General features: G+C 71.9%; 11 protein-coding genes. 3 read left to right on the top strand and 8 right to left on the bottom strand.

What is annotated here, in order from left to right; genetic code table 11:
- Positions 1-93 precede the first annotated feature (93 nt).
- The 5 genes from ACWF94_RS19205 to ACWF94_RS19185 all read right to left on the bottom strand — a co-directional run bounded on the left by ACWF94_RS19205 (position 94) and on the right by ACWF94_RS19185 (position 5,730).
- The gene (locus ACWF94_RS19205; protein WP_453489345.1) at positions 94-1,200 is read right to left on the bottom strand and encodes a glycoside hydrolase family 15 protein; all 1,107 of its coding nucleotides are present in this window, start codon (positions 1,198-1,200) and stop codon (positions 94-96) included.
- A 110-nt stretch (positions 1,201-1,310) separates the two neighbouring features.
- A complete protein-coding gene (locus ACWF94_RS19200) occupies positions 1,311-2,624 on the bottom strand; it encodes an ABC transporter substrate-binding protein (RefSeq protein WP_453489342.1) in 1,314 nt (437 codons plus the stop codon).
- 90 nt (positions 2,625-2,714) lie between these two features.
- Positions 2,715-3,578 (bottom strand): carbohydrate ABC transporter permease, encoded by an 864-nt coding sequence (locus ACWF94_RS19195; RefSeq protein WP_453489339.1) that lies wholly within the window; start codon positions 3,576-3,578, stop codon positions 2,715-2,717.
- On the bottom strand, positions 3,575-4,456 hold the full coding sequence (locus tag ACWF94_RS19190) for a carbohydrate ABC transporter permease (protein WP_453489336.1): 882 nt from the start codon (positions 4,454-4,456) through the stop codon (positions 3,575-3,577). Before ACWF94_RS19190 ends, ACWF94_RS19195 begins: the two co-directional genes overlap by 4 nt.
- On the bottom strand, positions 4,453-5,730 hold the full coding sequence (locus ACWF94_RS19185; protein WP_453489333.1) for an ROK family protein: 1,278 nt from the start codon (positions 5,728-5,730) through the stop codon (positions 4,453-4,455). Before ACWF94_RS19185 ends, ACWF94_RS19190 begins: the two co-directional genes overlap by 4 nt.
- A gap of 274 nt (positions 5,731-6,004) precedes the next feature.
- Between ACWF94_RS19185 and ACWF94_RS19180 the strand changes: the two genes are divergently transcribed.
- Entirely contained in the window at positions 6,005-6,706 is a 702-nt protein-coding gene (locus tag ACWF94_RS19180; RefSeq protein WP_453489330.1) for a nitroreductase family protein, read from the top strand.
- A 200-nt stretch (positions 6,707-6,906) separates the two neighbouring features.
- The gene (locus tag ACWF94_RS19175; RefSeq protein WP_453489327.1) at positions 6,907-7,686 is read left to right on the top strand and encodes an SDR family NAD(P)-dependent oxidoreductase; all 780 of its coding nucleotides are present in this window, start codon (positions 6,907-6,909) and stop codon (positions 7,684-7,686) included.
- Between the two features lie 113 nt (positions 7,687-7,799).
- Here ACWF94_RS19175 and ACWF94_RS19170 read toward each other — a convergent pair whose 3' ends face one another.
- A complete protein-coding gene (locus tag ACWF94_RS19170; RefSeq protein WP_453489324.1) occupies positions 7,800-8,597 on the bottom strand; it encodes an SAM-dependent methyltransferase in 798 nt (265 codons plus the stop codon).
- A gap of 350 nt (positions 8,598-8,947) precedes the next feature.
- On the opposite strand from ACWF94_RS19170, the gene ACWF94_RS19165 reads away from it, so the two are divergent.
- Positions 8,948-9,757 (top strand): alpha/beta fold hydrolase, encoded by an 810-nt coding sequence (locus ACWF94_RS19165; RefSeq protein ID WP_453489321.1) that lies wholly within the window; start codon positions 8,948-8,950, stop codon positions 9,755-9,757.
- Between the two features lie 58 nt (positions 9,758-9,815).
- Here ACWF94_RS19165 and ACWF94_RS19160 read toward each other — a convergent pair whose 3' ends face one another.
- Together ACWF94_RS19160 and ACWF94_RS19155 are read right to left on the bottom strand one after the other, a co-directional pair.
- A complete protein-coding gene (locus tag ACWF94_RS19160) occupies positions 9,816-10,625 on the bottom strand; it encodes an SAM-dependent methyltransferase (RefSeq protein ID WP_453489318.1) in 810 nt (269 codons plus the stop codon).
- Positions 10,626-10,787: 162 nt separating this feature from the next.
- Positions 10,788-11,837 carry a winged helix DNA-binding domain-containing protein gene (locus ACWF94_RS19155; RefSeq protein ID WP_453489348.1) on the bottom strand — a complete coding sequence of 350 codons (1,050 nt, stop codon included), beginning with the start codon at positions 11,835-11,837 and terminating at the stop codon, positions 10,788-10,790.
- Between the last annotated feature and the right edge of the window lie 113 nt (positions 11,838-11,950).

Here is an 11,950-nt window from a genome sequence, read left to right as displayed (position 1 = left end):
GTTCGAAGGCCTCCCCGGCGAGCGGGGTCACCGGGACGACCTGGTCGTCGGTGGCCTCGTACGCGTGGCCGGAGCCCTGCGGGCGGTGGCGGATCACGGGGTGACTCCCAGTTCGTCGGCGAGGATCAGATACATGGCGTGGGACCAGAGCAGGGGAGTGGCGTTGGGGCCCCAGCGCTCCTCCCACTCGGCGAGCCGCCCGGGTGCCTGGAGCCGTACCCCGGGCGCCTGTTCGGGCAGCAGCCCGTCGGCGGTGGCGTGCGAGGCGATCCAGTCGAGCTGCCTGCGGGCCTCGGCCCGGCGGCCGGTGCGGGCGTAGTGCCAGCCGAGGAACCCGGCCAGCACCGGCCACTGGCCGCCCCCGTAGAAGGTGTCGCCGAGATAGCGCACCACCCCGCCCCCGGGCCGCACCAGATCGCGCTCGATCGCGGCGAGCGTGGCGGCGGCGACCGGGCCGTCGGCGGGCACGTTCCCGAACGGGGTGAGACAGGACAGCAGACTCGCGTCGACGGCGGAACCGCCCAGCCACTTGGCGAGATGCCCGTCGTGCATGCCCTTGTCACGGACGACGGCGTCGATGGCGTCGACGGTGCGCCCGCACAGCGCCGCGTCCGCGAGACCGGCGTCGGCGACGGCGCGCAGACCGCCCCGTACGGCGCCCAGTGTCGCGCCGTGCACCTGCTCCTTGTGCTCCTCCCACCAGTCGTAGCAGGGGGTCGGCCAGGTCGCGGCCAGATAGCCGACGGTCAGGCCGATCGCCTCGCGGTACGGTCCGGCGTCCCCGCCGTGGCGGCGCAGATGTGAGGCCAGGGCCCACAGCCAGGTGCCGTAACCGTCGAGCTGGAAGTCCCACCAGCCGACATCGCCGGTGTCCTCGCCGTCCAGGGTGTAGCGGGTGGGCAGATAGTCGCCCTCGGCGGGCCTCTCACCCGCCTGGACGGCGGCGATGAGCTGCCCGATGCGTCCGGCGCGGTCGGTGACGACCCGCGCGCACCACCGGTGGAAGCGGTCGGCGCTCTCGGGGGCGCCCGCGCGGGACGCGGCCTCGGCGATGAACGCGCCGTCGCGGAACCACGAATAGCGGTAGACCTCGAAGCCGGGTCCGGCCGGATAGGCCCCGGAGGGGGCCTGGTGCTCGGTGATCACCCCGATGCTGCCGCGCAGCAGAGGGAGGTGGTGGGGGGCGGGCGGGGTGGGCACGGTGAATCTCCTGTGGTGCGGGGTGCCGGGGCGTTCCAGGGAGCGCCCCCGGCGGTGTACGGGGCGGTACGGCCCGGGACCGTACCGCCGGGTCGATCGGCAGCGCCGGGTCAATCGGCGCTCAGCAACGGTCTGACCTGGTCCTCCGCTCTGGCGAGGGCCGCCGGTACGCTGAGGCGGCCGAGAACCACGTCCTGGAGCCGTTCGGTCACGATGTCGGCGATCCGCGCCTGGTTGACCAGCTTCGGCAGCGGCGCCACCTCGTCGAGCGCGTCGAAGACGGCGGCACGGTTGTCCGGCGGACGCTGCGCCACAAACTGCTTCTCCAACTCGTCGCCGGTGGCCGGGGAGAGTTCCCAGGAGGTGTCGATCCGCTTTCTCACCACGTCGTCCGACATCGTGAGGAAGGACATCCACTCCCAGGCGGCGTCGGCGTTGCGGCTCTGGGAGGAGAGCGCCAGCGTGTTCTGGAACACGGAGTTCGCCCGCCGCCCGGCGGTGGGTTCCAGGACGACGTCCCAGCGGATGCCGGACTCGGCGACGGCGGGGAAGAACCACGAGCCGCTGTGCCACATCCCCAGCCGGCCCTCGGTGAACAGCTTGGTGTCGTAGTCCGTGGTGCCGCCCGCCTGAGCCGGAGTCGGCATCGTGGAGCCGACCTTGCCGGTCAGCCACTCGGCGGCGGCGATGCCCTGGGGACTGTTGAACGCGGGCTCGGTCCCGTCCGCGCCGAGGAACGAACCGCCCGCCTGGGCGAGGGCCTTGGTGAACTCCAGATACGACACATGCTGGAAGTCCCCGAACACCCCGCCGCCCAGCGCCTTGATCCGCTCGGCGGCCCGCCGCTCGTCCTCCCAGGTCCACTCGGCGGTCGGATAGTCAAGGCCCGCCCGGTCGAACAGGTCCTTGTTGTAGAAGAGCAGTTCGGTCGAGAAGCTCGACGGCAGCCCGTACTGGCTGCCTTCGTAGGCGAAGGCCGCGAGCGAGGTGCCGGTGAAGCGCTTGCGCACCGAGTCGCCGGGAGCGCTGTCCGCGATCCGCCCGTCCAGGTCCGCGAGCGCTCCCGACGCGGCGTAGGACGCGAAGTTGTCCTGGTTCAGCTCGAAGACATCGGGTGCGGTGCCGCCCGCCACGGCCGTCTGGAGCCGGGTGAAGTACTGGTCGAACGGGGCGGTCTGGACCCGGATGTCGATCTCCGGCCGGCGCTTCTCGAAGGTCTTCTCCAGCGCGGCCAGGTCCTTCAGATGGTCCGGAGCGGCCGAGAACGTCAGATAGTGCACGATCGCGCGGCCGTCGGACGAGGTGGCGCGGGTCGCCGACCCCTGGGTGCAGCCGGCCAGCAGTGCCCCGGCCACCCATGCGCAGATGGCCAGACGCGGTCCGCGGCGGCTCATGCGCCCCCCGGCCGGGCGGTTCGGTGCCATGGTCGGTGTCCTCCTCACTTGGGACTCACTCCGGACTCACTCCGGACTCGCTTCCGACTGTTTCCGACTTGTTGTCGGCCCACTGCCGGCTCACTTCAGACCGGTGGTGGCGATGGAGCGGACGATGTGCTTCTGCGCCGCCAGATAGAGCAGCAGCATCGGGATGACGCTGATGACCGAACCGGCCATGACCACATTCCATTCGGTGGTGAACTGCCCCTGGAGGGCGGAGAGTCCGAGCGGCAGGGTGTACAGCTCGGGGGAGCGGGTCACCACCAGCGGCCAGAGGAAGTTGTTCCAGCTCGCCATGAACCCGAAGACGGTGAAGGTGGCGAGCGCGGGGCGCACCAGCGGCAGGACGACGGTCCACAGGATGCGCATATGGCCCGCGCCGTCGACCAGTGCGGCCTCCTCCAGCTCGCGCGGGACGGAGAGCATCGCCTGCCGGATCAGGAAGGTGCCGAACGCGGACGCGAGCGACGGCAGCAGAATCCCGGCGTAGGTGTCGATCAGTCCGAGCTGCTTCATCTCCACGAACAGCGGCACCAGCAGCACCTGCTGGGGAATCATCATCGTCGCCAGGTACACGGCGAACAGGGTGTCCCGGCCGCGGAAGGTGAACCGGGCGAAGGCATAGGCGGCGAGCGTGCTGGTGACGAGCTGCGCGACGGTGGACAGGACGGAGATCCACAGCGAGTTGCCGAGGATCCGCCAGAACGGCATCGCGTCGGCCAGCCGCCCGAAGTTCGAGGCCGTGAGATCGCCAGGGGCGGGCGCCGACCCCAGCGAGCCGTCGGGCTGAAAGGCCGTCAGCACCATCCAGGCGAACGGGAAGAGCATGCACAGCGCCACGACGACGAGCGCGACGGTGGCCACGGTGCCGCCGAGCGGATGCCGGCGGGAGCCCCGGGCGGGGGCCGCTGCCTTGCGGACGAGCGGGGGAGTCGCGGTCACGGGGATGCCACCACCTTGCGCTGGACACGGCTCTGGATCAGCGAGACGACGAGGATGACCACGAACAGCACCCAGCTCAGCGCACTCGCGTAGCCGGTCCGCCCGTAGCGGAAGGAGTTGTCGTACACCGAGCCCACCACGGTCTGGGTGGCACCAGCGGGACCGCCGCCCGTCATCACGAAGACCTGGTCGAAGACCTGGAAACCGTTGATCAGCGAGATCATCACGACGAACAGGGTCGAGGGGCCCAGCAGCGGGAACGTCACATGCCGAAAGCGCTGCCACGCGGACGCGCCGTCGACCTTCGCGGCCTCGTACACGCTGTCCGGGACGGCCTGGAGACCCGCGAGCAGGATCACCATGACGAAGCCCAGGTCCTTCCACGCCGACGCCAGGACGACCGAGGGCATCGCCCACGAGGGATCGGTCCACCAGCCGGGACCGTTCACCCCGAACCAGCCGAGGACCGTGTTCACGGCACCGGACTGCGGGTTGAGGATCCACTTCCACACCAGGGCGACGACGACCCAGCTGGTCACGACCGGCAGGAAGTACACACCGCGCAGCAGATCGCGGCCGCGTATCGCCCGGTTGAGGCCGAGCGCGATCAGCAGACCCCCCACGTACACCAGCGGCAGATAGCCCGCGACATAGAACAGCGTGTTGCGGAACGCCTTCCAGGTGGCGGGGTCCGTCAGCACCTGCCGGTAGTTCTCCGTGCCCGTCCACTCCATGGGCTTGAGCAGATTCCAGTCATGGAAACTGATCCACAGCGAACCGAGCATCGGGCCCAGGACGAACGCCAGGATCAGTACGAGGCTCGGGGCGAGCAGCAGGGTGAGGAGAGCCGCCTTCCGGGGGCCGCGAAGTGTGTTCACGGCCGCCCGCTCGCCGTATCGTCCCGGCCCGCCGCGCCCGGTGTCGGCGCCGGTGCCGGTGCCGGTGCCGGTGCCCCGGACGGTGCGGCGAGGCGGGCGCGTACCGCGTCGGCGGGGCCGTCCCCCTGGGCCGGCGCGGTGAACGGCGCCGCCAGGACCACGGCGGCGGCGCCGCGCGCCCACGCCTGGTCGTCCCAGCCGTCGGTGATCACCTCGATGGTGCGCGCGGGGCGGAAGAGATGGCTGTGCAGCGCGGGTTCGAACCCGTCGCGCAGATACGGCCACAGGACCGCACCCTCGCCGGTGACGATCACCGCGCCCGGGTCCAGCACATTGACGACGCCCGCCAGCGTACGGCCCAGCAGCCGCCCGGCCCCCCGCAGCACCTCCAGTGCCGCGCTCTCCCCGGCCTCGGCCAGCGCCGCGAGCGCCTCGGGGCGGTCGCCCGGCTCCAGGACGCCGTGCTCGGCCGCCGTGCGCACCAGCCCGTCGGAGCCGAGATACGCCTCCAGACAGCCCCGGTTTCCGCACTGGCAGCGGCGGCCGTTGTCGGTGACCGGCACATGGCCGATCTCGCCCGCCGCGCCCGTGGCGCCCCGCCGAACACCGCCGCCGTCCACGACGGCGAGGCCGACACCGGAGCCCAGGGTGAGGACGAGGAAGTCGTCGAGGTCGTTGCCCCGCCCGTACAGCAACTGGGCGGTTCCGACGGTGTTCACATCGTTGTCGACCAGTACCGGCAGCGCCAGCGCCCGGCTCAGTACCCGGCCCAGTGGCAGCGAGTGCCAGCCCAGCACGGGCGAGTCGACGATCCCGTCCGGCGCGACCCGGCCGGGCACCCCGACCCCGACGCCCATCAGCGGGGCCGTGCCAGGTGGCTGCGCGACCTCGGGCGCGAGCAGTTCGACCAGCCGGTCCAGGGCCTGGTCGTCCACCGCGTCGAAGGGGTGCGTACCGCCGCCGACGACCGTGCCGTCGAGCGTGACGTGCACCAGCGTGATGTGGTCGGGCGCGACCTTGACGCCCAGGGCGCGCCCGGCGTCCGCGACCACGGCGAGCCGGATGGCCGGGCGGCCACCGGCCGACGGCACGGCGTCGGCCTCGGTGATCAGCCCCTCGGCCAGCAGCCGCTTGGTGATCTGCGTGACGGTGGCGGAGCTGAGATCCAGCTGCCGGGCGATCTCCACGCGGCTGAGCGGCCCGGAGCGTCCGAGCAGGGCCAGTACGGCGGTGCGGGACAGCCCGCGCGACAAGGTGTGAGCGGTGGGCGGCACATCACACCCCCTTTCCTTGGTTGCTAAATTTAGCCATCAAATTAAGTCGAGGGAAGGGTTGTGTCAAGGGACCGGGTGAACCCGGGAACGCGGTCCGTCCACCTGGGCGAGTGGCTCCGGTGCCGGGGCCGGGCACTATGGGCACGCCGGGCGGGCCGGGCCATGCGGGGACGCCGGGCGGGCCGGTCGCGGCGCGGTCCAGGACGAGTCGTCCGTACGACCGCGGCGAACGCCCTCTGCCGCACACCGCCGGTCACAGGGCACACTCGCCCGCATGGCTACTCCGACACGAAACTGGACCCCCACCCACGGCGACCCCTACCGCTCCGTCCCCTACCGCCCCGCCCGGATCCCGCCCGCCGAGTCACAGGCCCGCGCCGCCGAGCTGCGCGCCCGGATGGACGAGCGGCGTACCGTCCGGCAGTTCTCCACCGACCCGGTGCCGCTCCAGGTGATCAGGGACGCCATCGCCTGCGCCGCCACCGCGCCGTCCGGCGCGCATCAGCAGCCGTGGACCTTCGTCCTGGTCCAGGACGCCGGGATACGGCGCCGGATCCGGGCGGCCGCCGAAGAGGAGGAACGCGTCTCGTACGACGGCCGCCTCGGCGACGAGTGGCTCGCCGCCCTGCGGCCCCTCGGCACCGACGAGGTCAAGCCGCATCTCACCGACGCCCCGGCCCTGATCGTGGTCTTCCAGCAGCGGTACTGGCTCGGCGACGACGGCACCAAGCGCAAGCACTACTACGTCGACGAATCCGTCGGCATCGCCGTCGGGATGCTCCTCACCGCCCTGCATCTGTCGGGCCTGGCGGCTCTCATCCACACCCCGAGCCCGATGCGCTTCCTCGCCGAGGTCCTCGGCCGCCCCGCCAACGAGAAGGCGTTCGCCGTGATCCCGGCCGGATACCCGGCCGCCGACTGCCAGGTGCCCGATCTGGTGCGCAAGTCGCTGGACCAGGTGCTGATCGAGATCTGAACCGGGGCCGGGGCGCCTGCCGCGAGACCGCGCGGGACGCGGACACGGACGCGAGGCCGTCCCGGGGCACGGACACAGGCATGGACAGGGGCACAGGCATGGGCACGGGCGGACATGGTCACGGGCACGGGCATGGGCGGACATGGTCACGGGCACGGTCACGGGCGCCGGTTGCACACACCGCTGGCTACTGTGCGGGTATGACCTCGCAGACCTACCTCCCCGGACTGTTCTCCCTGGACGGCCGTGTCGCCGTGGTGACCGGTGGCAGCTCCGGCATCGGCCGGGCCATCGCCGGGGGACTGGCGCACGCGGGAGCGCGGGTCGTGGTCGTCGCGCGCAGGGCGGCGGAGCTGGCCGCCACCGTCGACGAACTGACGGCCGACGGCTGCCGGGCGGCCTGGGTGAGCGCCGATCTGGGCATCCGTGAGCGGGTGCGCCCGGCAGCCGAGGAGGCGGCCGGAGTGTTCGGGGAGCCGGACATCCTCGTCAACTGCGCCGGGGTCAATCTGCGCCCGCCGATGGACGAACTGGACGACGCGGTGTGGGACACCACGATGGCGGTGAACCTCATGGCTCCCCATCTGCTCGGACAGCGCTTCGGGCCCGGTATGGCCGAGCGGGGCTTCGGGCGGATCATCCATGTCACCTCCCAGCAGGCACACCGGGCCTTCGCCCAGAGCGGTGCCTACGGTGTATCCAAGGGGGCGCTGGAGTCGCTGGCCCGTTCCCAGGCCGAGGCGTGGTCGCCGTACGGTGTCACCTGCAACACCCTGGTGCCGGGCATGGTGCTGACCCCGCTCAACGCCCGGCTCACCGCCGACCCCGGAACCGTGGCGGCCCTGGCCGCCCGCACGCTGGCCGGGCGCAACGGACTGGCCGAGGACTTCGCCGGCCCGGCGGTGTTCCTGGCGAGCCGCGCGTCGGCCTATGTGACAGGGCAGGCGATCTTCGTCGACGGCGGGTTCGCCGTGCACTGACGCGGCCCGGAGATGCCGCGGCGCCGGAGCTGCCGGGGCGCGCATGCGGACCGTGGCCCTGGCGCACCACGTGATACGCGGGCGCCGGGCCCCGGTCCCGCCGGGGGGCCCGGTCAGGGCTTGCGGGCCACCCCTGCGTACATGTTCGTCGCGTTGTCGGGCAGTTGCTCCCCGTCGGCGGGCCGCCACGAGATCATCGGTACGACGCCGGGGTCGACCAGTTCCAGTCCGGCGAAGAGCCCTTCCACCTCCGCGCGGGTGCGCAGATACATCGGGATGCCCCGCCGGGTGTACTCGGCGGCGAGCGCCGTGGACTCGGCGGCGAGGTCGGCGGTGGCGAGGGTGATGGCCAGATGACTGCCCGGTGCCAGTTGCTCCAGCAGCGTCTCGACCAGCCCCTGTGCGTCCTGGACGAACTGGAGCATCGCGATCACCGTCAGACCTACGGGCCGGTCCAGATCGAGGGTCTGACGGAGCACCGGGTCGGCCAGCAGCGTGTCCGGGCTGTTCATATCGGCCTGGATGTAGGCGGTCCGGCCCTCGGGTGTGCTGCGCATCAGCGCATCGGCGTGGGCGAGGACGATCGGGTCGTTGTCCACGTAGACGATCCGCGCGTCCGGGGCTATGTGCTGGACGACCTGGTGCAGATTCGGTTCGGTCGGGATGCCGGTGCCGATGTCGAGGAACTGCCGGATGCCCGCCTCCGCCGCCAGCCAGTGGGCCATCCGCCGCATCGCCGCCCGGTTCGCCAGCATGCTCGTCCGCAGGCCCGGCCAGGCCCGCAGCGACGCCTCGGCCGCTTCCCGGTCCACCTCGTAGTGGTCCTTGCCGCCGAGGATGTAGTCGTACACCCGGGCCGAGTGCGCCCGGCTGCCGTGCCGTACGGCCTCGGTCCCGCTCCGCTCGCTCATCCCTACCGCCTTCTCGCTCGTCGGTGCTGTGGTCCGGTGCTGTCCGCCCCCGGCGGGCGGGGGCCGCTCCGTCGGCAGTGTGGGCGGCGCCCGTCGCTCCGTCCAGAGCCTTCACACGACGGCGGACCGCCGGGGCGCACCCGCCGCCGGAGGCCGGAGTGCCGCCATGCCCCAGTCTTCACCCTGGACCCGCGTCGGGGTGTGTCTTCGTACGCATCCCCCCGTGTTCCCCGGTCCCTGCCGCCCCCTCGGTACGACCCACCACCCCCAACGGGCGACAGCGGCACGGCACCGCCCCCGGGCCGGGAATCCAGGTGAACCCGCCCGGTCCCGGCGTTAGGGTCGGCGGCATGCCTGTACAGTCCTCCATCCGGCTCGCCGGTCGTGTCATGTCCTACGTCGACTTCGGCGGTCCGGGGATCCCGCTCCTGGCGCTGCACGGTACGTTCGGGCGCGGGGCGCAGTTCACGCGGCTCGCCCATGACCTCGGGGAGCAGGTCCGGGTGATCGCTCCGGACCAGCGTGGTCACGGTCTGAGCGATCACACCGATGGTTACGCGCGGGAGGACTTCGTCGGCGACGCCGCCCGTCTGATCGAGGAACTGGGCCTGGGCCCGGTCGCTGTCCTCGGGCACTCGCTCGGCGGAATCACCGCCTACCAACTCGCGGCCCGGTTTCCGGGGCTGGTCTCGGCGCTGGTCATCGAGGATGTGGGGCCGGTGATGCGGCCCCCGGAGATCCCCCGGCCGGTCCTCGATGTGCGGGGCTGGCCCCGTACGGCGGACACACGCGCCGCGCTGGCCCGCGCGATCGAGGACGCCGGGGTCCCCGACAGCGGGTACTTCATGCTCAGCGCGGTTCAGGACGGCGATCGCTGGCGGATGCTGTTCGACTGGGATCACATGATGACGGTTCAGCAACACGGCGTCGGTGACTGGTGGTCCGACTGGCTGGCCTCCACCTGCCCCGCCCTCGTGCTGCACGGTGGCAAGAGCACCCTCCTGCCGGCCGGGCTGGCCCGGGCCATGACCGCGCGCAGACCGGGCACCCGGCTCGTCCCCTTCCCCGGGGCGGGACACTGGATCCACGACGACGCCCCCGTGGAGATGGCACGTGCGGTCGGTGCGTTCTTCCACGGCCGCACCAACTCACGTCGTTGATCGACGTGTTGGTCGATGCGGAGGAACATCGCGGAACCGTGCCACGGGTGAAGTGGTGTCAGTTCTTCCGTCCGACACCGCAGAGCACCGCCACGTCGGCGGCGCGGCCCGAGCCGGGGTCGGGCCGCCACTGGGACGTGGGCACCACACCGGGTTCCATGAGTTCCAGGCCATGGAAGTAGGCGGTGATCTGCTCCGGGCTGCGGTTGGTGTAGGGGTGGCTGCCGCTGGTCTCGTTGTACTGACGGACGGCTTCGTTGCGGGCCTCGTTGGTGGTGGTGCCGTCGTTCACCACGAGATAACTGCCGGCGGGCAGCGCCCCCAGCAGATGTGCCAGGGTCGCCCGTGCCTCGTCGTAGTCGGCGACGTTGCCCAGAATCCCCAGCATCATCAAGCCGACCGGGCGGCTGAGATCCAGTGTCCTCGCGGCCTCCGTCAGGATCCGGGCGGGGTGCCGCACATCCGCGTCGATATAGTCGCAGGCGCCCTCGGGGGTGCTGGTCAGCAGGGCGTTGGCATGGGTGAGCACCAGGGGATCGTTGTCGACGTAGACGATCCGTGACTCCGGCGCCACCCGCTGGGCGAGTTCGTGCGTGTTGTCGGCGGTCGGCAGGCCCGTGCCGATGTCCAGGAACTGCCGGATGCCCGCCTCGCCCGCCAGATACCGGACGGCACGCGCCAGGAACGCCCGGGTGTGCCGGGCGTCGTCGACGATGCCCGGGAACACCTGCTTGACCTGGTCTCCGGCCGCTTGGTCGACTTCGTAATTGTCTTTGCCCCCCACCCAGTAATTCCAGATGCGGGCCGAGTGGGGTACCGAGGTGTCGATCCTGCTCGATGCCTGCGGTGTCGAGTCGCCGTCTGTCATAGCGAGCATCCTTCTGTCGCGTGTCCCTGGGCCTTCGCACAACTTAGCGTCAACAGGAGATATTTCTCCGTACGTTGGTGATCGCATCAGGGGACCGCGTGCGGGCGCGGGCCTGGAGTGCGGGGCGGTGCACCGCTCAGTGGGAGGGGCGCGGCGGTCCGTTCAGCGGGGGGACGCGGCGATCCGAACGCGCCGGCTGTCGTGGTCGGAGAGGAACGACGCCAGCGCCCGGCCCTGCTCGGCGACGGAGGCGCGGTCGGCCCGGGAGAAGCGGCGCAGCGGAGTGACCGTCACGGTGCCGCCCTCGACGCTCCAGGTCGCGGCGACCCGGCCGTCGACCAGGACGAAGCGCGCGCCGGTGACCGACAGGCCGCGGTGGGCGCCGTCGATGATCCGGGTGCGGTCGTGGTAGCCGAGGACCGCGTTGTCGAACGCGGGCAGAAACCGTACCGGGGCGGGCGTGTCGGGGTCGGGGCGCGGTGCCTCGGGGAGGTCCAGCAGCTCCCGGCCGTGCTCGTCGCGGAAGGTGATCAGCTCCTCGCGTACCGAGGCGACCGCGGCCGGCAGTCCGGCGAGGCCGCACCAGGCGCGCAGGTCGGCCGGGGACGCGGGGCCGAACGCGGCCAGATAGCGCCGTACCAGCGCCTGACCCACCGGATCGGAGCCGTCCGGGGACGGCGGGTCGACCTCGCGGCCGAGCCAGGACGAGAGCGGGACGTTGCGCACTCCCCCCTTTGTCCGCCACAGCCCGCGCGGCGGCAGCTGCGCCACCGGGATGAGGGCGGCGATCAGCATCTCCCCGAGTGCCCGTGGCCCCGGCGCCGGCCAGCGCTGAGCGAGTTCCCGTGCGAGCCCGCTCATCGAGCGGGGCTCACCGTCGGCCAGCGCCGCGCGGCCTGCCGCGGCCAGCTCGTCGAGGTCCACCCCTTCGAGTTCGCGGCGGTAGATCCCGAGTACTCGCTGTCGCAGCATCGTGTCGTGGCGGGCCCGCCAGGCCAGCGCGTCGTCGGCGGTCACGAGGTGGACGGTGCGGCGCATGAGGTGGGTCCGCACCACGCCCCGCCCGGTGAGCAGGTCCGAGAGCGCCGCCGGGTCGAACGCGCGCAGCCGTGACCAGAGGCCGACGAACGGCTCCTGCGGTTCCTGTGCCTGCAGACCGCAGAGGTGGGCGACGGCGTCGGGGACCGGCATATCGGCGCGGTCCAGCAGCAGCTGCCGGGCGAGCGTCGCGCGGTTGAGCGCCCGGGTGCCGAGTACGGTCGCCCGGGTCGTGGCGGGCCGCGCGGGCCCTACGGGCCGCCCGGCTTCGGTACGGGAAGGGGACG

It is taken from the genome of Streptomyces sp. NPDC055078 (assembly GCF_053607985.1).
This window is presented reverse-complemented; position numbering and strand designations above follow the sequence as displayed.

What these genes read in the sequence shown, in the direction of transcription:
- ACWF94_RS19175 (WP_453489327.1), top strand. Translation starts at nt 6,907, where the DNA reads ATGACCTCGCAGACCTACCTCCCCGGACTGTTCTCCCTGGACGGCCGT.
- ACWF94_RS19200 (WP_453489342.1), bottom strand. Translation starts at nt 2,624, where the DNA reads ATGGCACCGAACCGCCCGGCCGGGGGGCGCATGAGCCGCCGCGGACCG.
- ACWF94_RS19160 (WP_453489318.1), bottom strand. Translation starts at nt 10,625, where the DNA reads ATGACAGACGGCGACTCGACACCGCAGGCATCGAGCAGGATCGACACC.
- ACWF94_RS19165 (WP_453489321.1), top strand. Translation starts at nt 8,948, where the DNA reads ATGCCTGTACAGTCCTCCATCCGGCTCGCCGGTCGTGTCATGTCCTAC.
- ACWF94_RS19170 (WP_453489324.1), bottom strand. Translation starts at nt 8,597, where the DNA reads ATGAGCGAGCGGAGCGGGACCGAGGCCGTACGGCACGGCAGCCGGGCG.
- ACWF94_RS19180 (WP_453489330.1), top strand. Translation starts at nt 6,005, where the DNA reads ATGGCTACTCCGACACGAAACTGGACCCCCACCCACGGCGACCCCTAC.